20 protein-coding genes and 1 other annotated feature are annotated in these 23,866 nt (G+C 41.1%); of the genes, 1 reads left to right on the top strand and 19 read right to left on the bottom strand.

All coding sequences use genetic code 11. The features are described 5' to 3' along the window. Positions 1-90: 90 nt before the first annotated feature. Positions 91-2,769 (bottom strand): calcium-translocating P-type ATPase, SERCA-type, encoded by a 2,679-nt coding sequence (locus V7161_RS12255; protein WP_335445420.1) that lies wholly within the window; start codon positions 2,767-2,769, stop codon positions 91-93. 161 nt (positions 2,770-2,930) lie between these two features. Here V7161_RS12255 and V7161_RS12250 point away from each other — a divergent pair, with 161 nt between their 5' ends. Beyond that, entirely contained in the window at positions 2,931-4,643 is a 1,713-nt protein-coding gene (locus tag V7161_RS12250; protein ID WP_335445419.1) for an Rqc2 family fibronectin-binding protein, read from the top strand. A gap of 31 nt (positions 4,644-4,674) precedes the next feature. On the opposite strand, the gene pyrE is transcribed toward V7161_RS12250, so the two are convergent. The 18 genes from pyrE to V7161_RS12160 form a co-directional block, all read right to left on the bottom strand. Next, a complete protein-coding gene (gene pyrE, locus V7161_RS12245) occupies positions 4,675-5,307 on the bottom strand; it encodes an orotate phosphoribosyltransferase (protein ID WP_335445418.1) in 633 nt (210 codons plus the stop codon). Then, a complete protein-coding gene (gene pyrF / locus V7161_RS12240) occupies positions 5,304-6,020 on the bottom strand; it encodes an orotidine-5'-phosphate decarboxylase (protein WP_335445417.1) in 717 nt (238 codons plus the stop codon). Before pyrF ends, pyrE begins: the two co-directional genes overlap by 4 nt. Next, positions 5,992-6,933 carry a dihydroorotate dehydrogenase gene (locus V7161_RS12235; protein WP_335445416.1) on the bottom strand — a complete coding sequence of 314 codons (942 nt, stop codon included), beginning with the start codon at positions 6,931-6,933 and terminating at the stop codon, positions 5,992-5,994. Before V7161_RS12235 ends, pyrF begins: the two co-directional genes overlap by 29 nt. Beyond that, positions 6,930-7,703, bottom strand: coding sequence for a dihydroorotate dehydrogenase electron transfer subunit (locus V7161_RS12230; protein WP_335445415.1), 774 nt, complete (start codon positions 7,701-7,703; stop codon positions 6,930-6,932). The genes V7161_RS12235 and V7161_RS12230 overlap by 4 nt, the downstream gene beginning before the upstream one ends. Beyond that, the gene (carB, locus tag V7161_RS12225; RefSeq protein ID WP_335445414.1) at positions 7,700-10,906 is read right to left on the bottom strand and encodes a carbamoyl-phosphate synthase large subunit; all 3,207 of its coding nucleotides are present in this window, start codon (positions 10,904-10,906) and stop codon (positions 7,700-7,702) included. Before carB ends, V7161_RS12230 begins: the two co-directional genes overlap by 4 nt. Then, positions 10,885-11,991, bottom strand: a complete 1,107-nt coding sequence (locus V7161_RS12220) for a carbamoyl phosphate synthase small subunit (protein ID WP_335445413.1) — start codon at positions 11,989-11,991, stop codon at positions 10,885-10,887. The genes carB and V7161_RS12220 overlap by 22 nt, the downstream gene beginning before the upstream one ends. After that, positions 11,988-13,274, bottom strand: a complete 1,287-nt coding sequence (locus V7161_RS12215; RefSeq protein ID WP_335445412.1) for a dihydroorotase — start codon at positions 13,272-13,274, stop codon at positions 11,988-11,990. Before V7161_RS12215 ends, V7161_RS12220 begins: the two co-directional genes overlap by 4 nt. Further along, complete coding sequence (locus tag V7161_RS12210) at positions 13,234-14,178, bottom strand: aspartate carbamoyltransferase catalytic subunit (protein ID WP_335445411.1); 945 nt, start codon at positions 14,176-14,178, stop codon at positions 13,234-13,236. The genes V7161_RS12215 and V7161_RS12210 overlap by 41 nt, the downstream gene beginning before the upstream one ends. Positions 14,179-14,328: 150 nt before the next feature. Further along, positions 14,329-15,639, bottom strand: coding sequence for a solute carrier family 23 protein (locus V7161_RS12205; protein ID WP_335445410.1), 1,311 nt, complete (start codon positions 15,637-15,639; stop codon positions 14,329-14,331). Positions 15,640-15,797: 158 nt separating this feature from the next. Beyond that, on the bottom strand, positions 15,798-16,340 hold the full coding sequence (pyrR, locus tag V7161_RS12200; RefSeq protein WP_223588599.1) for a bifunctional pyr operon transcriptional regulator/uracil phosphoribosyltransferase PyrR: 543 nt from the start codon (positions 16,338-16,340) through the stop codon (positions 15,798-15,800). Between the two features lie 365 nt (positions 16,341-16,705). Next, positions 16,706-17,617, bottom strand: coding sequence for an RluA family pseudouridine synthase (locus tag V7161_RS12195; protein ID WP_335445409.1), 912 nt, complete (start codon positions 17,615-17,617; stop codon positions 16,706-16,708). Continuing rightward, positions 17,589-18,080, bottom strand: a complete 492-nt coding sequence (gene lspA, locus V7161_RS12190) for a signal peptidase II (protein ID WP_223588602.1) — start codon at positions 18,078-18,080, stop codon at positions 17,589-17,591. Before lspA ends, V7161_RS12195 begins: the two co-directional genes overlap by 29 nt. Before the next feature lie 86 nt (positions 18,081-18,166). After that, positions 18,167-18,451, bottom strand: coding sequence for a hypothetical protein (locus tag V7161_RS12185; protein ID WP_335445408.1), 285 nt, complete (start codon positions 18,449-18,451; stop codon positions 18,167-18,169). A 138-nt stretch (positions 18,452-18,589) separates the two neighbouring features. Beyond that, entirely contained in the window at positions 18,590-21,361 is a 2,772-nt protein-coding gene (ileS, locus tag V7161_RS12180) for an isoleucine--tRNA ligase (RefSeq protein ID WP_335445407.1), read from the bottom strand. 71 nt (positions 21,362-21,432) lie between these two features. Further along, positions 21,433-21,676 (bottom strand) — a binding site (T-box leader). A gap of 54 nt (positions 21,677-21,730) precedes the next feature. Further along, positions 21,731-22,246, bottom strand: a complete 516-nt coding sequence (locus V7161_RS12175; RefSeq protein ID WP_335445406.1) for a DivIVA domain-containing protein — start codon at positions 22,244-22,246, stop codon at positions 21,731-21,733. Positions 22,247-22,328: 82 nt separating this feature from the next. After that, positions 22,329-23,102: an RNA-binding protein gene (locus V7161_RS12170; RefSeq protein ID WP_335445405.1), complete on the bottom strand. Its 774-nt coding sequence runs from the start codon at positions 23,100-23,102 to the stop codon at positions 22,329-22,331. A 29-nt stretch (positions 23,103-23,131) separates the two neighbouring features. Then, on the bottom strand, positions 23,132-23,392 hold the full coding sequence (locus V7161_RS12165; protein WP_335445404.1) for a YggT family protein: 261 nt from the start codon (positions 23,390-23,392) through the stop codon (positions 23,132-23,134). A 5-nt stretch (positions 23,393-23,397) separates the two neighbouring features. Continuing rightward, positions 23,398-23,859 (bottom strand): cell division protein SepF, encoded by a 462-nt coding sequence (locus tag V7161_RS12160; protein WP_335445403.1) that lies wholly within the window; start codon positions 23,857-23,859, stop codon positions 23,398-23,400. Between the last annotated feature and the right edge of the window lie 7 nt (positions 23,860-23,866).

The following is a 23,866-nucleotide window of genomic DNA, read 5'->3' as shown; positions in this document are numbered from 1 at the left end:
CCAATCTTTGAAAAAATGATCGGTTCTAAAAACTAAAATAAACACAAAAGGTAATAGAGGGTTCTATTACCTTTTGGATTATAACATACTTTATTTTGTTTTTCTTAACAAAAATGATCCAGCTAGTAAAAAAGTTGGTATTGATGATAACCCGACAATCAACAGCCAGTCTTTTGCCGCGATCGGCAGCGTATGGAATATTGGCTGTAATGGCGGATAGTAAATAACCACAAACATGAGGGCAAGGGAAGATATGACTGCCCATACTAAATACGGATTTCCAAACGGGTTTCTGGATAGAACTGATTTTTCACTGCGGCAATCAAAAACATGGATTAGCTGTGCCATAACAAGTGTTGCAAAGGCCACCGTTTGTGCATATTTCAATTGGCTAGGATCATTATGATAAACAACGATAAAAGCAAGTAAGGTCACAAGTCCAATCAAAAATCCTCGGGATACAACCTTCCAACCTAGACCACGCGAAAAGACCCCTTCATTCGGGCTCCGCGGCCTCCGTTTCATCACATTTTCTTCTGGGCGGTCAAGACCTAGCGCCATGGCTGGCAATCCATCCGTCACTAAATTTACCCAAAGAATTTGAATAGGTACTAACGGCAGTGGCAGTGCTAAGATCATCGCAAACAACATAACCAATATTTCTCCGACATTGGAGGCAAGCAGATAGCGGACAAACTTTCGAATATTTTCATAGATATTCCGGCCTTCTTTAATGGCTGCTTTAATTGTTGCAAAATTATCGTCCAATAAGACAAGGGCCGAAGCTTCCTTCGCTACATCTGTACCGGTAATTCCCATGGCAACTCCAATATCTGCTGCTTTGATAGCAGGCGCATCATTCACCCCGTCGCCTGTCATGGCCACAATATGCCCTCTATTTTGCAAGGCTTTGACAATTTTCAATTTATGTTCTGGTGAAACCCTGGCAAAGACAGATACATCATCGACGATTTCCTCGAGCTCCTCAACGGACATATCAGACAATGCTTTCCCATCAAGAACTTTACTTTTCTGCGTTAGAATTCCTAACTGTGAGGCAATCGCTTTTGCTGTGATGACATGGTCACCGGTAATCATCACCGTTTTAATTCCAGCCTCTTTACATTCTTTTACGGCTGCTTTAACCTCAGGTCTTGGCGGATCGATCATTCCCTGTACGCCGATAAAAGTTAATTTTTTCTCAGCTTCTTTTTCACTTAAGATAAGTGTATTAGCTGAAACAGGTTTAAAGGCAATTGCAATTGTACGCAGTGCCTGTGAGGCAAGTCCATTGATCGCATCCTGAACCTTCACTTGCGTTTCTTTGTTTAAATATTGAGTCCGTTCATCCCAAAGAATGGATTCACTTATTCCTAAAATGACATCAGGTGCTCCCTTGGTGACGATGAAGTGGCGCCCTTGTTTGTCCTTTACGTGTATACTCATCATTTTTCTGGCCGAATCAAATGGAAATTCATTAATGATGGTAAATTCATCTAATAACTTCTTTCTTGCAAAGCCTGCCTTCATTGCACTTACAAGCAATGCTCCTTCAGTTGGATCCCCGTCGAGAATGTAATCATCATCCTTCATTACTAAATCTGAATGGTTGCAGAGCATCCCGAATATCAGCATTTGCTGCAAGGCTCTCTCGTCTTTTGGCTGAACAGTTCGATCATTCCGATAAAAATTTCCTTGCGGCTGATAGCCCACTCCATCTACTGTCCAAGTATTTCCCCCGCTCCATAAATGGGTAACCGTCATTTTGTTTTGCGTCATGGTTCCCGTTTTATCAGAACAAATAACCGAAGCACATCCGAGCGTTTCGACCGCCGGCAGCTTCCGGACAATGGCATTTTTCTTTATCATTTTTTGCACTCCAAGAGATAAGGCCACCGTCACAATCGCAGGCAATCCTTCCGGTATAGCTGCAACAGCCAAGGATACTCCAGCTAAAAACATCGTGTAAAGGTCATGTCCCTGAATGACACCGACCGTCACAACCAGCACGGTCAAGGCTAGAGCGACTGTTATTAATATTTTTCCAAGCTGCTCCAATCGGCGCTGAAGTGGTGTTTCTTGTGATTCCGCCCTCTGCAGTAAATCTGCAATTTGTCCCATTGCCGTTTTCATTCCTGTGGCAATGACAACTCCGGCGCCGCTTCCCCTTGTAATCATCGTTCCCATGAAGGCAATATTTTCCATATCACCAATACCTGGGTTAGGATTCGTTAAACACTCTATATGCTTTGAAACAGGCACTGACTCACCAGTAAGTGCGGATTCTTCAATTTCTAAACTTCTTGATTCTATGATTCGTACATCGGCGCCAATTCGGTCACCGCTTGAGAATTTTAAAATATCGCCGCTGACAATGTCTTTCGAAGGTAATTTAATCCACTGTCCGTCCCTAAGGACAGAAACTTGCGGCGCTGATAATTCCTTTAATGCCTCTAGCGATTTTTCCGCCCGCCTTTCTTGGAAAAATCCAAGAAACCCATTTATGATCACGATCGCAATAATAGCAATGGCGTCAATATACTCTCCTAACAAACCGGAAATCAAGGTCGCTGCCAGCAGCACTAAAACCATAAAGTCTTTAAATTGACTAAAAAATAAGAGTAAAGCTGATTGCTTTTCTCCTTCGTCCAATTCATTTAGTCCGTACTCTGCGATTCTCCTTTTCGCTTCTTCCTGTGATAATCCAGTTGAAAAGTCGGTTTCTAAGGCCTTTTCTACTTGATCTATCTCCATCTCATGGAACTTCATCCGACCATCTCACTTCCCCCTTGTATAACATGTCTAAAGAAAGCTTATTCAGGGTCGTCCAAAAAAATGCTATCATTAACCTTCTTGCAAGGGGAAAATAGGACAGTTTTTATTGAATTAGGATATAATTAAACATATGTTTGAAGAAAAGGATGTTTTCCATGTCATTTGATGGTCTATTTACAAAAGCAATGGTCGATGAACTTTCCCGTTCATTAAAGGGCGGACGTATAAATAAAGTTCACCAGCCCTATAAAAATGAAGTCATTTTAACAATTAGGGCAAACGGAGTAAATCAAAAGCTGTTATTATCAGCTCATCCCAGTTATGCCCGGGTGCAGTTAACGAATGAGGGATACGAAAATCCCAGTGAGCCGCCAATGTTCTGTATGCTGCTGCGAAAACATATTGAGGGCTATATATTGGAGGATTTATATCAAGTTGAAAATGATCGGATGATTATTTTTGAAATTAAAGGAAGAAATGAAATTGGCGATATCAGCTACAAGCAGCTCATTATTGAAATCATGGGCAGACATAGCAATATCGTATTAGTGGATAAAACACGCAATGTTATTCTTGATAGCATTAAGCATATTTCTTTTGCCGTTAACAGTCACAGAGCGATTATGCCGGGCCAGCCATATATTTTTCCGCCTGAACAAAACAAATCTAATCCTTTTTTTGTTACGGAAGAGGATGTTTTAAAGAAAATTGATTTTAATAGCGGGAAACTGGATCGGCAGCTGGTCGAGCATTTTGGCGGCACTTCTCCGCTGTTTGCAAAGGAAGTCATTTTTCAAAGTGGTCTCGCGAATAGAACGACCCTTCCTCGGACTTTTGTTGGTTTGGTTAAGAAAATTAAGCAAGGCGAGCTATCTCCATCTATCATGTCTTATGGTGGCAAGGAAGCTTTTTATTTATTTCCGCTTGGTCATTTAAAAGGAGAGGTAAAAAGCTTTGGAACGCTTAGTGAAATGCTCGATCGCTTTTATTTTGGCAAAGCAGATCGAGACCGGGTTAAGCAGCAAGGAAATGATATTGAACGGTTCATTATCAATGAAAAAGAGAAAAATGAAAAGAAAATCGAAAAGTTGGAGAATACATTAAAGGAAGCCGAAAAGGCAGAGCAATTTCAGCGTTATGGTGAGCTATTAACAGCTAACCTTTATGCCGCAAAAAAGGGCATGAAAGAAATTGAAGTTCTCAATTATTACGATGAATTGGGAGGAACGATTGCCATTCCTCTTGATCCTCGTAAAACTCCTTCAGAAAATGCGCAAAAATATTTTTCTAGATACCAAAAAGCTAAAAATTCGGTTGCCGTTGTGATGGAGCAAATTGAGAAGGCGCAGCTTGAAGTGGAATATTTTGATAATTTATTGCAACAGGTAGTGTCTGCGTCACCGAAGGATCTTCAAGAAATTCGTGAGGAGCTTGTCGAGGGCGGCTATATCCGCGAACGTCAAAAAAGAAATGGGAAAAAGATCCAAAACGCCAAACCGGTCCTAGACCACTTTTTATCAACTGATGGGACCCATATTATCGTCGGAAAAAACAATAAACAAAATGATTATTTAACCAATAAACTTGCAGCGAGAGATGAGATTTGGCTCCATACCAAGGATATTCCTGGTTCACATGTAGTCATTCGAAGTAAGGAACCATCGGAGGAAACCATTCTTGAAGCCGCCAATTTAGCTGCTTACTTTAGCAAGGCGCGAAATTCCAGTTCGGTTCCTATTGACTTTACAAAGGTTCGCCATGTTAAAAAACCGAGCGGTGCCAAACCTGGATTTGTGATATATGATAATCAGCAGACCATTTATGTTACTCCGAATGAGGAACTTGTGCTTAAATTGAAAAAAAATTAGTAAAGCCCCGGGGGTCCGGGGCTTTTTTAGTTTATTGCCACTTCTTGCTCCATTCACCTGGATCCTTGCTCCAAGAAAGCAAACTTTCTTGATCATTTTGACCAATATACCCATTATCAATAGCCGACTCCACTAACGCGGCAAAATTTGTTAGAGAAAAACTCGTAATTCCTTCCTGCTCAAAAGCCTCTTTACCTTTATCCAGCCCATATGTAAAGATGGATACGACACCAAGTACATCACAGCCAGCCTCTCTTAATGCCTGCACAGCTGTGATCACACTTCCGCCAGTTGAAATTAAATCCTCAACCACGACCACTTTTTGGCCTTGCTCTACTTTACCTTCGATTTGATTTCCTTTCCCGTGCCCTTTTGCTTTTGAGCGGACATAGCACATAGGTAAATCCATTAACTCACTCACCCAGGCTGCATGAGGAATACCAGCCGTGGCAGTCCCGGCAATTACATCCACTGTACCAAAGTATTCAACGATTAGCTTTTGTAAGCCGCTGGCAATTTCCCGACGAACCGCAGGAAAAGATAATGTTAAGCGATTATCACAATAAATCGGAGAACGAAGACCAGAGGTCCACGTAAACGGATCTTGCGGCCTTAACGCAACCGCGCTTATTTCTAATAATTTTTCAGCAATTAAGTGTTTCATTGATGTTCTCCTCTCCATGCTTTCATCCAATCATTATAGCTTTTCAACGGGTCGGCGGACCTTGTTATCGAACGACCGACTACTATCGCACTAACTCCTGTAATTCTTGCAAACGTAGGGGTAGCAACCCTTTTTTGATCCCCAACAAGATCCGTCTCCATACGAATTCCAGGGGTGACAGTTAAAAAGTCAGATCCCAATTGTTCTCGTATCGCGTGAGCCTCCCAGGCTGAACACACGACACCGTCTAAACCAGCTGCTTTTGTTAACGAAGCATAGTGAAGAACGGACTCATTTAAGGTAACAGGAATCAGCTGTTCCTTATTCATTTGTTCTTCGGATGTGCTTGTAAGCTGCGTAACTGCGATACATTTTGGACGGTTCCGCCCGGCAGCAGTTCCAACCTCTAGGCCTTCAAGCGCTGCCTCCATCATTTCTTTTCCGCCCGCCGCATGAACATTAACAAGATCACATTCCAATCTTGCAAGCCCCTTCATGGCACTTTTCACGGTGTTTGGAATATCGTGTAGCTTCAAATCAAGAAAAATCTGATGTCCCTGCTCTTTTAACATATGAATGATGGAAGGACCTTCCTGATAAAATAGCTCCATGCCCACTTTTACAAAAAGCTGTTTACCCGAGAATGGCTGTAAAAACCGGCTTACTTCTGCTCCGTCAGCAAAATCAAGCGCGATGATAAGCGAGTTGTTCATGCTGCTTCCAGCTCCTTCCTGTGCATTCGCTGATATGTTCAAAACCTAATTTTTCTAATAAAATCGGCAATTTTTCAATAATCGTCGGACAAACAAATGGATCCACAAAATTAGCTGTCCCCACGGCTACTGCACTTGCCCCTGCATAAAAGAATTCAATCACGTCTTCTGCAGACTGAATGCCGCCCATTCCGATGATCGGAATATTTACTGCTTGACTGACTTCATAAATCATCCGTATCGCAACCGGTTTAATCGCTGGGCCGGATAGTCCGCCCGTCCGGTTGGCCAGTATCGGTTTCCCAGTTTTTATATCAAGGCGCATGCCAACGAGCGTGTTTATCATCGTCAAGCCATCAGCACCGCCATCTTCAACAGCCTTTGCCATTTCAACGATATTTGTGACATTCGGCGATAGTTTCACATAAACTGGAACTTCAGAAACTTCTTTAACCTTTCTGGTCAATTGCTTTGCTACCTCTGGAATCGTTCCAAAGGCGATACCGCCGGTTTTAACGTTTGGACAAGAGATGTTAAGCTCAAGAGCATGTACGTTTGGAGCTTTAGATATTTCTTTTGCCACTTGTACATAATCTTCTTCTAATGAGCCAGCAACATTCGCAATAATTGGTACATCATATTGCGAAAGCCATGGAAGTTCTTCGGACATGACTTTGTGTAAGCCAGGGTTTTGCAGGCCGATGGCATTTAACATTCCAGCACGTGTCTCCGCCACACGCGGTGTAGGATTGCCAAACCTAGGTTCTACGGTTGTTGCCTTAATCATAATCGCCCCAAGCTCACTCAAATTATAAAATTGGCTGTACTCTCTGCCAAATCCGAAACATCCGGAAGCCGGCATGATTGGATTCTTTAAATTTAAGCCCGGTAACGAAAGTGTTAAACGACTCATATCAGCACCTCCCCAGCACGGAAAACAGGCCCATCACTGCAAACTTTTTTATAAGAAACTCCAGATGGGTCTCCTGCACTTTTACACACACATGCAAAGCATGCACCCACTCCGCAGCCCATCCGTTCCTCTAAGGATAAAAATACTTTTTTATCCTGATATGCCTGTTCGATAGCTCTAAGCATTGGAGTAGGCCCGCATGTATAAATACAATCAAAACTTAAGTCCTTCATAACATCTGTTACAAAACCTTTTTTCCCATGAGATCCGTCGACTGTTGCAACATAGGTTTCACCATTTTTCATAAATTCTTTTTCGTAAAAAACAGCAGACTTTGTTTGAAATCCTAGCACATGAATGACCTTGACACCCTTAGCCGTCAATTGATTGGATAGTTCATAGAGCGGCGGTACACCGATTCCCCCGCCAACGAGGAGAGCCGTATCACCGGTGCTCACTTCCTCAACAGGAAACCCATTTCCTAATGGACCAAGAATATCTACTTCCATTCCCGCTTCCATTTTCGCAAGCAAGGAAGTTCCCTGCCCCTCTTTCCGGTAAATCATCGTAAATTCTTCGTTCGATTTATCATAAGAAGAAATGCTAATCGGCCTCCTTAGAAGGGGGTCCCAGGAATTTGAGACCCGAAGATGAACGAATTGTCCAGGTGCTTGTATGTCATGGGTGAAACTGGCTTTTACAGTAAGCTCGAATATATCTTCTGCAATTTCGTGTTGTGCGACGATTTTGCACAATTCTTTACGGATCATGCAAAAACCGCCTCCTTTTCTGGAGCTTTCATCGCTTCAGCAGAAAAGTTCATTGATTCAATCACTTTTAGAATGGCATCTGCTGTATCCAATGAAGTTAAACATGGCACCCCATTTTCGACGGCTTCTCGGCGAATTCGGAATCCATCACTTTCCGGCTGTTTGCCTTTTGTTAAGGTATTGATGATAAACTGAGCCTCGCCTCCATGAATGACATCCAATAAGGTAGCACCTTCTGAGCCGATTTTACCGACTATTTTTACCGGAAGACCTGCAGCTTCTAAGACAGATGCGGTTCCGCTCGTCGCCATTAAACGGTATCCGATGGCGGCAAACCTTTTCGCAAGCTTTAAGCTTTCCGCTTTATCCTTATCAGCAACCGTGAATAAGACTGTTCCAAACTTGTGAATGTTCATTCCTGATGCAACTAAGCCTTTGTATAACGCTTTTTCAAGGGTAATATCCTTACCCATTACTTCACCAGTCGATTTCATTTCAGGTCCAAGGCTGATATCTACACTTTTCAGTTTGGCAAAGGAGAACACCGGAACTTTGACAAACACGCCATCCTTTTCAGGAACTAAGCCTGCCCTGTATCCTTGATCCAGTATAGAAACTCCCAAAATAGCTTTCGTCGCGATTTTTGCCATAGGAACATTGGTTATTTTACTTAAGAATGGAACAGTTCGGCTTGAACGCGGATTTACTTCAAGAACATATACTTGGTTATCAGATATAACGTATTGAATGTTTAATAGTCCGACAATATTTAAGCCAATCGCTAATTTCTCTGTGTATTCTACTAGCTTTTGTTTAATTTCCGCTGTTAAGGTTTGCGGCGGATATACTGCAATGGAATCCCCTGAGTGTACCCCAGCGCGTTCAATATGTTCCATAATTCCTGGAATCAACACATTCTTGCCATCACAAATCGCATCGACTTCGATTTCTTTACCAGTTAAATATCGGTCGATTAAGACTGGATGTTCCGGATTGATTTTCACGGCGTTCTCCATATAACGGAGCAGTTCATTTTCTTCGTAGACAATTTCCATTGCCCTGCCTCCTAACACATAAGAAGGACGAATCAGAACCGGATAGCCGATTTCCTCCGCAATCAAACGTGCTTCCTCAACAGATAAAGCCGTTTTCCCTAGAGGCTGCGGAATATTTAATTGCTGAAGGGCATATTCAAATTTATCTCTATCTTCTGCACGGTCTAGATCCTCAAGGCTGGTTCCCAAAATTTTGACGCTATTTTCAGCTAGCTTTCCAGCTAGATTAATAGCAGTCTGCCCGCCAAATTGCACGACCACTCCGATTGGTTTTTCCAGGTCAATGATGTGCATAACATCCTCGATGGTAAGTGGTTCAAAATAAAGCTTATCCGAGATACTGAAATCCGTTGAAACTGTTTCTGGATTATTGTTGATAATAATTGCTTCATAACCAGCTTCTTTAATCGCTTTGACAGAATGAACAGTTGCATAATCAAACTCAATCCCCTGACCGATGCGGATCGGACCAGAACCAAGGACAACCACACTTTGTCTGTCGGTAACGATGGACTCATTTTCTTCTTCAAATGTACCATAGTAATATGGCGTTTCTGATTCAAATTCAGCTGCGCATGTATCAACCATTTTATAGACAGGAATAATTTGATTGTTTTTTCTAAAGGTGTAAAGTTCTGTCTCCTTCATTCCCCATAGTTCTGCAATCTTTTGATCCGTAAATCCCTTTTGTTTTGCTTCCAATAAGATTTCAGCGTTTAAAGGATTTTCTAATAGTGTTTCTTCTAGTTTAATAATTCCTTCTAGCTTTTTAAGGAAAAATAAATCTATTTTACTCCATTCGTGAATCGTCTCAATTGAGGTTCCCCTTTTTAAGCTTTCGGCAATGTAGAAGAGTCTTTCATCTCCAGCTTTACGAATTCGCTTTTCGACAAGCTCATCTGCGAATTCATCCGCACCATTCAATTCAAAGTGATAAACCCCCGCCTCAAGTGAGCGGATTGCTTTTAATAATGATTCTTCAAAATTACGGCCAATCGCCATGACCTCGCCCGTTGCTTTCATTTGGGTCCCAAGTGAGCGATTTCCGGATTCAAATTTATCAAAAGGCCATCTTGGAATTTTTGTCACGATATAATCCAGGGCTGGTTCAAAGCTTGCGTAAGTTTTTCCTGTTACAGGGTTCTTCATTTCATCAAGTGTAAGTCCAACGGCAATCTTTGCTGCAAGCTTCGCAATCGGATAGCCTGTTGCCTTTGATGCAAGGGCCGATGAACGGCTTACACGTGGATTCACTTCGATAATATAGTAATTAAAGCTATTTGGGTCTAGTGCAAGCTGTACGTTACAGCCGCCCTCAATTTTTAACGCGCGGATAATTTTCAAAGAGACATTTCTTAATAATTGGTATTCTCGATCACTTAATGTTTGACTTGGAGCGACAACAATGGAGTCACCGGTATGAACCCCAACTGGATCAATATTTTCCATATTACAAACAACAATTGCACTATCATTAGCATCGCGCATGACCTCATATTCGATTTCCTTGAAGCCGGCAATACTTTTCTCCAGCAAGCATTGGTGAACAGGACTGTTCTTTAATCCGCTCGTCACGATTTCTTCTAGTTCTTCTTGATTATGGCAAATACCGCCGCCCGTTCCGCCCAGGGTAAAGGCTGGACGAACAATTACCGGGAACCCAACCCTTTCTACGAAGACTTTTGCTTCCTCTAATTCATGAATGATTTCACTGTCAGGTACCGGCTCCCCTAATTCATTCATTAAATTGCGGAATAATTCACGGTCCTCAGCTTGTTTGATTGCTGACAGTTTCGTTCCAAGAATCTCAACGCCGCACTCATCCAAAACGCCGGAATTTGCTAATTCCACAGCTAAGTTAAGTCCTGTTTGCCCGCCAAGAGTGGCTAATAGGGCATCAGGTCGTTCTTTTCGGATGATTTTGCTGACAAACTCCAGTGTTAAAGGCTCAATGTAAACAGCGTCGGCCATTTCTGTGTCTGTCATAATGGTTGCTGGATTTGAATTGATCAGAATTACACGGTAGCCTTCTTCTTTCAAAGCCATACATGCTTGTGCACCCGCATAGTCGAACTCTGCTGCCTGCCCGATGACGATGGGTCCTGATCCGATTACTAAAATGGAGTTTATATCTGTACGTTTTGGCATGCTGCTGTTCCCTCCTGTTTTTCCGATTCAATCATGTTTAGAAACTGTTCAAATAAGCCGTTTGCATCCTCTGGTCCAGGGGATGCCTCAGGGTGATATTGCACTGTGAAGGCTGGATAATCTAAATGCTTTAAGCCTTCAATCGTATCATCATTTAATGCAATATGAGTAACCGCAAGCCTAGTATTGTTAATCGATTTACTATCAACCGTATACCCGTGGTTTTGGGAGGTTATTGACACTTTTCCACTTGAAAGTTCTTTTACTGGATGATTAGAACCACGGTGGCCGAACTTCATTTTAACGGTATCTGCACCGCAGGCAAGAGCAAATAGTTGATGACCAAGGCAGATGCCGAAAAGCGGAACTTTTCCAAGCACTTCTTTAATCATCTGAATGCCTTCTGGAACATCCTTTGGATCCCCAGGTCCATTTGAGAGCATGATTCCGTCCGGACGAAGCTGAAGAATTTCTTCAGCCGTTGTATGGTATGGAACAACAACAACATCACAGCCCCGTAAATTCAGTTCTCTTAATATCCCGTGTTTCATCCCAAAATCAACAAGGACAATTCTTTTGCCTCTTCCTGGGCTCGGATAGGCATTTTTAGTGGAAACTCTTCTTACTTGGTCAATAGGCAGACGCGTTTGTCTTAATTTCCTCAACACTTCATCCGCATCGTTTTCAATGCTGCAAATAGCTCCTTTTAATGTTCCATACTGGCGAATAATCCGCGCTAATTTTCTTGTATCAATGCCGGCTATGCCAGGAATTTTCTTCATTTTAAAATACTCGTCTAAGGTAAATTCACTTCTCCAATTAGAAGGGAAATCTGCGGCTTCCTTGACAATAAATCCTTTAACGGCAGGATTAATTGATTCAAAATCATCACGGTTAATACCGTAATTTCCGATTAAAGGATATGTTAGCATGACAATTTGTCCGCAGTAGGATGGGTCAGATAGAATTTCTTGATAACCAGTCATACCTGTGTTAAAAACCACTTCACCAAAGGTGTCCATATGGCTTCCAAAACCTTCTCCGATAAAAATCGTTCCATCTTCTAAAATTAGCTGTGCTTTCATGCTGTTACACATCCTTTTTCCCAAACTATTTTTCCTGCTGCGATCGTTAATTCTGGCCAGCCTTTACATTTCCAGCCGCCGAATGGAGTGTTTTTCCCTTTAGATAAAAACTCATCAGGATTTATTTCACGTTCTTCATTTAAGTTTAATAATACGATATCTGCCGGCTCCCCAACTTCAATTTTCCCATATGGAAGTTCAAAGGTTTCAGCAGGCTTTTGAGTCATATAACCAATAAGCTGCTCAAGTGAGATGATATTTTTTAGCACCAAGTTAGTATATAGGAGTGGGAAGGCTGTTTCTAAGCCAACAATGCCAAAAGGCGCTAATTCCATCCCTTCACTTTTTTCTTCCTGTGTATGTGGTGCATGGTCGGTTGCAATAAAATCAAGCGTTCCATCCAATAGTCCTTCTAATAAGGCAAATTTGTCTTTCTCATCCCTTAATGGAGGGTTCATTTTATAATTGGCATCAAGCCCTGGAATATCATCTTGAGTTAATAGTAAATGGTGCGGCGTCACTTCTGCTGTAACTTTAATGCCTGCCCGTTTTGCGTCCCTAATCACACGGACAGATTCTTTCGTACTGACATGGCATACATGGTAATGACAGCCTGCTGCCTCAGCGAGAAGTACGTCTCTTGCAATTTGTACAGACTCACAAATGGAAGGAATGCCATTTAAGCCATTTCTTTTCGAAAAGCTGCCTTCGTGTACACAGCCTTTATTGATGAGAGAATTTTCTTCACAGTGGGCAACAATTGCCATATTTAAATTTGCAGCTTTTTGCATAGCTTCAAGCATCATACTGGCCGTTTGGACCCCTACGCCGTCATCGGTAAAGGCAAAAGCACCAGCGTTTTTCAGCCCCTCGAAGTCGGTCAGTTCCTCTCCTAGCAATCTAGTAGTAATGGAGGCATATGGTAAAACCCTGACCTTTGCCGTCTCTTGAATTCGCCTTTGCACGTCCGCCATAATATTTACATTATCAGGTACCGGTCTGGTATTTGGCATAGCTGCTACCGTAGTGAAACCGCCTTTTGCTGCGGCAAGCGTTCCGGTTGCAATGGTTTCCTTTTTCTCACCGCCTGGCTCGCGCAGATGTACATGCAGGTCGATAAATCCAGGTGATACCAAGAGTCCTTCTGCATCCACTTTGCGATCCACGGTTTCTTCTATTTTTTTCTCGATTTTTGTAATAATCCCATTTTCCATTAAAATATCAGATTGTTTATTTTCGCCATTAGATGCTATGTAGCTGGCGTTCTGTATAAGTATTTTCATTAGTATATCCTCCGTTCATACTTTCGATTGATCTTTTTAATACTGCCATCCTAACATAAACACCGTTTTCCATTTGCTTAAAAATTCTTGAACGCTCACATTCTATTAGACTATCAGCAATCTCCACGTTTCTGTTTACCGGTGCGGGATGCATGATAATGCTTTGTGGTTTCATTTTCTTTTCCCGCTCAAGGGTAAGGCCAAAATTTTGATGATATTCAGAGGAAGTATAGCTTCCCTTTTTCTGGTGACGTTCATGCTGGACACGCAGGAGCATTACAACATCTGCCTCCTGAATGGCTTGGTCAATCGGAATAAATCTGGACGCATGAAGGCTATGATTATCAAACCATTCTTTTGGACCCGAGAAAACAACTTCTGCTCCAAGCCTTGTTAAGGTGTCAGCATTTGAACGTGCCACCCTGCTATGCCGAATGTCACCGATGATGGCTATTTTTAACCCTGTAAAACTTCCGTATTCTTGATAGATGGTTAACAAATCCAAAAGGGATTGTGTCGGGTGGTGGCCGCAGCCATCGCCGCCATTAATGATCGGTATATTCACTTTACCAACAAGTTCATCAAAATAACGATCTTGGCTATGCCGAATCACAATTGTATTTACTCCGATGGATTCGAGCGTTTTAACTGTATCGTATAAGGTTTCTCCCTTTTGAACACTTGAGGTTTGCACTTCAAATGGGATAACACTTAATCCTAATTTTCTTTCAGCCAACTCAAAGCTGCATTTCGTTCTTGTGCTATTTTCAAAAAATAAGTTGGCTGAAAATAATTGACCGTCCGGGCGCCATTCCATGCCATCCGCAAACCGCTGTGCATCGTTTAAGATTTGATAAATCTCTTCCACCTTTAATTCGTTCGTGGTAAGTAAATGATTTAGCAACTCGTTCCCCACCTTTTCCTATTTTTGCAAAAAACACCCTGACCAAATGATCAGGGTGTTTTGAATCCACACATAATCCGCACTAAACAGCGGTTCAAGTGATAACACCCTTATAAGCCTCTCTTGGACTTCTTTTAAAAGGTTTTCTTGTTATGCAATTTTCTTCGTTTCATTCGTTTGTTCTGCTTCAAACATATTTTCTTCTGCACACTGTCTTCCAGGAAGAATGAGGTTTAATAACACCCCAATGATGGCCGCTAGAGCCATACCTTGAACTTGGATATTAAATGGAAGTTTCACGATTGCTCCACCGATTCCAATTACCAAAATGACTGATGAGATAACTAAATTGCGTTTATCACCAAAATCGATTTTACTGTCTACTAACATTCTTAACCCTGATGAAGCAATGATTCCAAACAACAGGATTGAAACTCCACCCATGACAGGTGTTGGTATTGTTTGGATTAATGCTGTTACTTTCCCAATAAATCCGAAGATGATAGCAAGTACAGCAGCCCCTGCGATGACATAAACACTGTAAACCCTTGTGATGGCTAGGACGCCGATATTTTCTCCATAGGTCGTTTTCGGCGGACCGCCAATTAGAGCTGAAATCATTGTTGCAGTTCCATCACCTAGAATTGAACGGTGTAATCCAGGTTCTTTAATATAGTCATGACCTACAACTTTGCTTAATACAAGCTGGTGGCCAATATGCTCAGAAAGAGTAACAACGGCTACTGGAATCATTAATGCGGCTAGATCCCATGTAAATTTCACTTTGTAGCTTACAAACGGAATAATGAATTCCGGCATTTCAAACCAATTTGCTTTCAATACTGGACTGAAATCGACAATCCCGACCATTAAGGCGTAGAGATAACCAACTACAATTCCTCCAAGGATAGGAATGATACTTAACATTTTCTTTGCGTAGATAGAGAAGATAATTGTTGCTGCTAATGTTACAAGCGCTACAGAGAAATGAAGCATGCTGTATTTTCCGGCTGGATTATTCATTGCCATACCTACCGCAGTACTTGATAGGGCTAAACCAATTACTATAATAACGGGACCTACCACGATTGGCGGGAGCAGATTCATAATCCAGCGATGTCCTGCTTTGCTAATGACAAGCGCTACAATCCCATAAACAAGACCTGCTATAAAAGTTCCAACCATCGCTGCGCCAGGGCCCCCTGAAGCTTTTGCCGCTATTACTGGAGCGATAAAGGCAAATGAAGATCCGAGATATGCGGGAACTTGAAATTTTGTAATTAGGAGAAATGCCAGTGTTCCAAGACCGCTCGATATTAACGCAATGGCTGGGCTTAATCCAACCAGGTATGGCACAAGAATTGTCGCACCAAACATCGCGAACAAATGTTGCAAGCTTAAGGTAAGCCATTGTGAAGGTTTCGGAACATCTTTTACGTCTAAGATTGGTTTATTGTTCATATGGATTTCCCCCATTTTTCTTTATTCTGTGATATTTCATAATAAAAAAACCCTCTAAGTCCATGGCAAGACAAAGAGGGTATGGAAAAGCCGTAAAATGATACCGGCCATTTCCCCTTTGTCAGCCTCACAGGACTGCATTTAAAAGGGCAAACTATTTATTTGTCAAATATGCTTACTTGATCAATCTGGTCCACTTCAACCAGTTCGACTACGATTTTTTCATCACTTGATGTTGGGATGTTTTTTCCTACGTAATCGGCGCGAATCGGAAGTTCTCGATGGCCCCGGTCGACTAGTACGGCAAGCTGGATGGCTGAAGGCCGCCCTATATCCATTAAGGCATCAAGGCCTGAGCGGACCGTACGTCCTGTATATAAAACATCATCAACTAGAATGACTTTTTTATCACTTATGCTGACTGGGATATCAGATCCTTTAACTAGCGGCTCTTGATTTTCCGTTTTCTTCGATAAATCGTCTCGATACAGGGTGATATCAATTTCCCCAACAGGTATTGGACTCCCCTCGATTTCCTCGATTCTTGAAGCAAGCCGCTTGGCCAAGTAGATGCCTCTTGTTCGGATTCCCACAAGAATACACTCTTCAATCCCTTTATTTTTTTCAATGATTTGATGGGCAATCCTTGTTAATGCACGGCCAATCGCCTGCTCATCTAAAACAAGAGCTTTCTGATTCATAGGACACCTGCTTTTTATAAAATATAGCTTTTTTAAAATGCCTGTTGATTTCCACTCCAGGCGCTTCGCTTTCCGCGGGCGGTACGGGGAGCCTCCTCGGCGCTAAAGCGCCTGTGGGGTCTCCCCTGTTCCGTACTCCCGCAGGAGTCTCGCGCCTTCCGTTTCAATCAACAGGGTTTCAATATTTAATAATGTTCTTTTATAAATAAAAAACCTCTTACCGATTTGGCGAGAGGTTAACGAGTCATTTCAACTAATAAGGGTATAGATTCCCCCTTAATAGCAACCGTTCCTTCTCAGCCTCACGGGACTGAATTTAAAGGCTTATTAAGCTATAGTTATCTTACAATAATACTAAAATAATGTCAACGATTATTTCGAAGCTGGTCAAGCAGCCTTTCGAAATCTTCAGGAAGTGCTGCTTCAAACTCTAAATATTCATTTGTTCTCGGATGTGTAAAGCCAAGCACTCCAGCATGCAGCGCTTGTCCCTCAATATTAAGCGTTTTTTTCGGCCCATACTTAGGATCTCCTGCAAGCGGGTAGCCGATATATTTCATATGAACACGAATTTGGTGGGTTCTCCCCGTTTCTAATTGACACTCAACAAAGGTAAAATCTTTAAAGCGTTCGATCACATGAAAATGCGTGACCGCATGTTTCCCATTGTCAACCACTGCCATACTTTGTCTGTCCTTTGTATCTCTCCCCAACGGGGCATCAACCGTTCCAAAATCATGTGGAATAACACCATGAACAATTGCTTTATATTTACGGGTTACGGTTTTCTCAACTAATTGATTGACGAGGCTTTCATGAGCCATATCATTTTTGGCGACCATTAAAAGTCCGGAAGTGTCTTTATCAATCCGGTGAACAATCCCCGGTCTTAACACTCCATTAATACCGGATAAATCTTTACAATGCGCCATTAAACCATTTACCAATGTCCCCGTCATATGTCCCGGTGCTGGATGAACAACCATACCTCTAGGCTTATTTACTACTAGAACATCCTTGTCTTCGTAATAAATTTCTAGGTCAAGCTCTTCTGGAATAACATCTAATTCTTCTGGATCGGGAATGGTGATTTCAATTTCATCCTTCAGTGCACATTTATAATTTGTTTTCACTTTTTGTCCATTCACTAAGACATTTCCATCTTTAATCCATTGCTGGACTTGTGTTCTTGACCATTCTTCATCGAGACTCGAGATGACTTTATCAATTCGATCTCCTTTTTGCTCTTCAAGAATGGTGTGTTCCATTTTCTCCATAAGACTTCTCCTTCGATTCCTTCTCTTCTCGAAGCATTTGTATCATTAATAAAATAACTCCTATTACTAATGCTGAATCAGCAATATTGAAGACAGGAAAATTATAGCTAAAAATATATGTGTGGATAAAATCGACAACTTCTTTTCGAATTAAACGATCAATAAAGTTACCGATAGCCCCGCCAAGCATAAAAGCAAGTGAAACTCCCAATAGCCATTTACCTTTAGCTGCTTTGTAAAGATAATACATAATGCCGGCAATAACAAGAATGGTTATTACATAAAAAAGCCACATCTGACCTTGCAGAATCCCCCATGCCGCTCCGCGATTGCGGTGGGATGTAATGTACAAAATATTATCAATGATTGGAATGCTTTCACCTAAGTACATATTTTTTACAATTAACCATTTCGTAAATTGGTCCAAAATAATTACAAAAAAAGCGATTAAGTAATAAAACACTAAGATCCCCCACATTTCGCCTAGACTTATCCTTAGCATTTTAGCATACTTAATCGTAAAACGACAATGGAACATCATAAAAATGACTAATGAATCGTTTTTTTACAAAATACCTCTAGAAACTCTGAATCTTTTACGGTCTTTAAGGTAGGAATCATTTTTAACAAATCATCCGGTAAAAATTCACCTGAAATTTCGCATTGACCAAAATTTCCATCCTTTAGCTTCTGAATAGCACAATTTATGTCAGCCAATTCTTGTTCAAAAATGTCTGTTAACCAATCTTTTTTCTGTTTGTTTTTTAATGAAATTTCAATTTCTTCCTTCGTTTGACGGAGTTCCAAAAACAGCTGTTCCTGCATTGCATTCATAGTTGTTACCTCCGTTTGTCATTTGTAATATTATTTCCCCAAGTATCTTTCTGACACAGGCAAACATTTGTCACAAACAACAACAATTAACGGAGAAGGAAAAAATTAAAAGCCCCGTTTCCACGGGGCTTCATGATTTTAGGCTAAATGTGAATAGTTTTCTTTAACAACTTCTGCACAGCGAGGGCAAAGTGTTTTATGATCTTGGTCTTGACCTACTTCAGGTGTTACCACCCAGCAGCGTTCACAGGTTTCACCTTCTGCCTTAGTGACAACAATAGCAGCTGATTCTAATTTCAGCGCATTCTCAGGTGCTTGATCGTATGCACCTGCTACTTCAAAGCCTGAAACAATAAATAATTGCTGCAGGTTTTCTTCAATCGAATCGAGAAGGGCTTTTGTATTATCATTAACGTACAAGGTCACCTTAGCCGTTAACGACTTTCCAATAACCTTTCCATTTCGTGCTTCTTCTAATGCTTTTAAAACATCATCACGAAGCTTCATAAATGCCGTCCATTTCTCTTCTAAGCCCTCCGCCCCTGGAAGATCAACATATTCCGGTAAATCTGTTAATTGAACACTTTCCCCCTGAACTGCCGGAATGAATTTCCACACTTCATCAGCTGTATGGGAAAGGATAGGAGAAACCAGTTTTGCTAAAGCAAGCAAGGATTCATACAAAACAGTTTGAATCGCTCTGCGATCCTGATGGTCAGCGGCCTCAATGTAAAGTACATCCTTCGCAAAATCTAAATAGAAAGCACTTAAATCAAGGGTACAAAAATTATTAACTGCATGGTAAATCCCAGCAAACTCATAATTTTCATAAGCTTTTCGAACATATTTGATGAGTTTATTTAATTTAACAAGCATGAATTGATCCACTTCACGCAAGTTTTCATAGGCCACTTTATTCACTGTTGGATCAAAATCGGCTAAGTTTCCTAAAAGGAAACGGAATGTATTACGGATTTTCCGGTAAACCTCAGCAACCTGCTTCAAAATTGCATCGGATACCCGAACATCTGATTGATAATCAACAGAAGCAACCCATAAGCGAAGGATATCAGCACCTAATTGATTCATTACCTTTGCTGGCACGACAACATTACCTAATGATTTACTCATTTTTCTGCCTTCACCATCTAGTGCAAACCCATGGCTTAATACACCTTTATATGGAGCCTTTCCGGTCACAGCTACAGCTGTTGATAAAGAAGAGTTAAACCAGCCGCGATACTGGTCAGATCCTTCTAAATACAAATCAGCCGGACGAACTAAATCCTCCCGCTCAAGGAGAACGGCTTGATGAGAAGAACCCGAATCAAACCAAACATCCATGATATCCGTTTCTTTTGTAAAAGTTCCATTTGGACTTCCTGGATGTGTAAAGCCCTCTGGAAGTAATTCTTTTGCCTCACGCTCAAACCAAATATTTGATCCATGTTCACGGAACAAGTTGGAAACGTGGTCAATTGTTTCGTCAGTGATAATCTCCACACCATTTTCCGCATAAAAAACAGGAATTGGAACACCCCAGACGCGCTGACGAGAAATACACCAGTCACCACGGTCGCGAACCATATTAAATAGTCTTGTCTCTCCCCATGCTGGAACCCACTTTGTTTCCTTAACCGCTTCTAAAAGTTCACTGCGGAAGTCTTTAATAGAAGCAAACCATTGAGCAGTTGCACGGAAAATAACCGGCTTTTTTGTTCTCCAATCGTGCGGGTAGGAATGGGTAATAAAAGTAAGCTTTAATAATGCACCTGCTTCTTCCAAAGCCTGACCAATTGGCTTATTGGCCTCTTCGTAAAATACGCCTTCGAATCCAGGAGCTTCACTCGTCATATAGCCTTTATCATCAACTGGGCAAAGCACTTCTAAACCGTACTTTTGACCAACATGGAAGTCATCTTCCCCATGGCCTGGTGCAGTATGAACGCAGCCAGTACCAGCATCAGTTGTAACATGCTCCCCTAACATGACTAAAGAATCACGACCGTATAACGGATGAGAGGCAACAATGTTTTCTAACTCTGAACCTTTTACCTTTTGGACTGTGGTGACATTCTCCCAGCCAACTTCTTTTGAAACAGCCTCCAAAAGGGCTTCAGCAACTAGATACTTGTTCCCATTAGTAGTAACCACGACATAGGTCAGATCCGGATGAACTGAAATACCAAGGTTTGCCGGGATCGTCCAAGGAGTTGTTGTCCAGATTACAATTTGTGTATCAGTATCAAGGACACCTTTTCCATCTTTGACTTTAAAGCCAACATAAATGGAAGGAGAACGCTTATCCTGGTACTCAATTTCAGCCTCTGCTAAAGCAGATTCACTAGATGGAGACCAATAAACGGGCTTAAGACCTTTATAAATATAGCCCTTTTTCGCCATTTCTCCGAATACCTTAATTTGCTGGGCTTCGTATTCCGGCTTAAGAGTGATATATGGATTCTCCCAGTCTCCGCGAACACCTAAACGTTTAAATTGTGTCCGCTGATTATCAATTTGCTCTAGTGCGTAGGTAGTACATAACTGACGGAATTCAGCTACAGTCATTTCTTTACGCTTAACACCTTTATTGGTTAATGCCTGCTCAATCGGCAATCCATGTGTATCCCAGCCAGGTACATATGGAGCATGATAGCCGCTCATTGATTTATAACGGACAATCATATCTTTTAAGATTTTATTAAGAGCATGCCCCATATGGATATCACCATTTGCATATGGAGGTCCATCATGCAGGACGAACATCGGCCGCCCCTTTGTGCGCTCCTGCACTTTTTGATAAATATTCATCTCTTCCCATTTTGCCTGGATATCCGGCTCTCTTTGTGGAAGATTGCCCCGCATCGGAAATTCCGTTTGCGGCATCAATAACGTATCTTTATATTCCATTTTCTTTTCCTCCTGATACTTTCATAGAAACAGAATAGCCAAATGACCAATAAAAAAACCCTCTCATCCCAAATAGGGACGAGAAGGTTTGATTCCCGCGGTACCACCCTGATAAATAGAACGGTTATACTCGTTCTATCCTCTTTAGATTCGTAACGTGAATAACACGCCAAGATCTACTTTTCCATTTAGAAGTTCGACCTTAGGACTCGAGGGTGATTTTCCAATTTTTCTGCTTTACCGGGCTTTCACCATCCCCGACTCGCTTAAAAATAGCCTACTGAAAAATTGTACTGTCCCTTTCATCGTCAATTGCCATCTATTCAGTATAATCTGTTAAAAAATTATATGCTAATTTAACATATTTCGTCAAGCTAATGAATCTTCTTCTTCGTGGATTTTTAATTCTGTGGCATCCACTTCGTATTCTAATAAGTGATCCCAATCATCTGTATTCAGCATATCGAGCTGCGCTTCAATTAACATCTTAAAACGAGTTCGAAATACTTTAGATTGCTTTTTTAAATCCTCGATTTCAAGTGCAATCTTTCTTGCTTTTGAAAGGGATTCGTTTACGATTCTATCCGCATTTTTCTCGGCTTCCTTAATTATGAGCTTCGCTTCCTTTTGAGCGTTACGTTTTACATCTTCACCAGCTTCTTGAGCAATGATGATAGACTTATGAAGTGTTTCTTCAATATTTGTAAAATGGCCCAGCCGCTCTTTCATTTCATTTAAACGTTCTTCCATCTCTTTTTTCTCTCTGAGAACTAGTTCATAATCCTTGATCACTTGATCTAAAAATTCATTAACCTCGTCCTCATCGTAGCCTCTAAACCCTTTATTAAATTCCTTATTATGAATATCTAACGGCGTTAACGGCATGATGCCACCTCCATAAATCTGTTCTAATATATGTATAAGGAAGTATTCGACATGTTTTTCGAAAATCCTGCATAAAATTGAATTATTTTTGTTTTCCAGCAGTAATTCGCCATTTTTCTTTTTTTGTTTTCCCGTCTAAAGACATAATTTTAACTCGTCCATGTCCTCGAACTGAAATCATATCCCCGACTTGACATTCAAATGAAGGGTTCTCGACTAATGACCAATTAACTTTAACAAGCCCTTGTTGTATAAAAAGTTGTGATTTTTGCCGGGAGAGATGATGAATACTAGAAATAACTGCATCCAGTCGTAATGAAGATACTGTTAATTCAATTTCTTCCCAGACTTCTTGAAGGCTAAGGGCCTTATCGAGCGGCGTTTCCACCAATTTAACCCCAGCCCTGCCAATTGTCTGCAAATTACTCTTAATATATTCGCTGATTTCCGCAGCAGCGAAAAATTGAATTTGGTCATTATTGGTTAAGATGTCACCAAATTTACCGCGCTTTAACCCTAAGGACATTAAGGTCCCTAAGACCTGACGATGCTCGATTGTGACAAACTTTTTCGGATAATCAATTTCAAACAGGCGAATCTGAAAATCAGCTTGTTCGGCTGTTAAATAATCAGGCAGCAATAATGCTCTTTTTCTTTCCACTCCATTGCCGCCCCCAAAAAGGGTATATTTTACATCGTCATTTTCACCAATTAACATGGTTAAAATATACTGTTCTCTAGGGTCAAGAAAATCCGTTAGCTTTGGAGTATATTGAGTTTCGACATAATTCTTCCAATGTAATACCTGATCGATATAGTCCCGTTCTTCTGGACGGAAATGCTGATATATGTTCATTCTCGTATACACAACCTACGGTACAGTTTTTATATCCATCTAGATAAAGTGTTAAGTCCGCTTTGAGCGAAATTTAGGACCAAGAAAGCAACAATTGGCGAAATGTCCATCATGCCAATGGGAGGAATTATTTTTCTAAACGGAACTAAATACGGTTCACAAATGTTGGCAAGAAATCGGCCAATTGTTGTCTCCCTTGCATTTGGAAACCAAGACATCAATATATATATAATTAATGCCCACGAATAAATCGATAATAACTGTGAAAGGAGACTAAAAATAAAATCCATTTAGTTTACCACCTCGTTATTTGATTTTCAGAGTCAGGAAAAAGTTCCGAAATATTTCCTGAAACCTCGACATTATCAGGGGTACATAAAAAAATGCTCGTGCCGATCTTCTGGATGTCCCCGCCGATAGCATAAACAGCACCGCTTAAAAAATCGACAATTTGTCTGCCTTGTTCATTATCGATGCGCTGAAGGTTCACCACTACCGCACGGCGATTTTTTAAGTGGTCCGCAATCTCAGTTGATTCAGCATAAGCATGAGGTTCAACTAATATTACTTTTGATCCTTTTGAAGAAGTGTTGGAATTTGCAGGTTTTGGGACACTTTGCAGACTGACAACATTTTGTGGTTTAACAGGCTGCTTTTTTTGTTTTATGGGTTCAACTGATTCAACATAACCATCATTGTTATCATCATATTCATCATCTAAAAAGAAAAATGTTTTTAATTTCGATTTAATCGTCATTTTTTTC

Origin of the sequence: Neobacillus drentensis (genome assembly GCF_036965425.1) — a bacterium.
Taxonomy (GTDB): Bacteria; Bacillota; Bacilli; order Bacillales; family Cytobacillaceae; genus Neobacillus; species Neobacillus drentensis_F.
The sequence above is the reverse complement of the archived record's forward strand: the minus strand, read 5'-3'. Positions and strand labels throughout refer to the sequence as shown.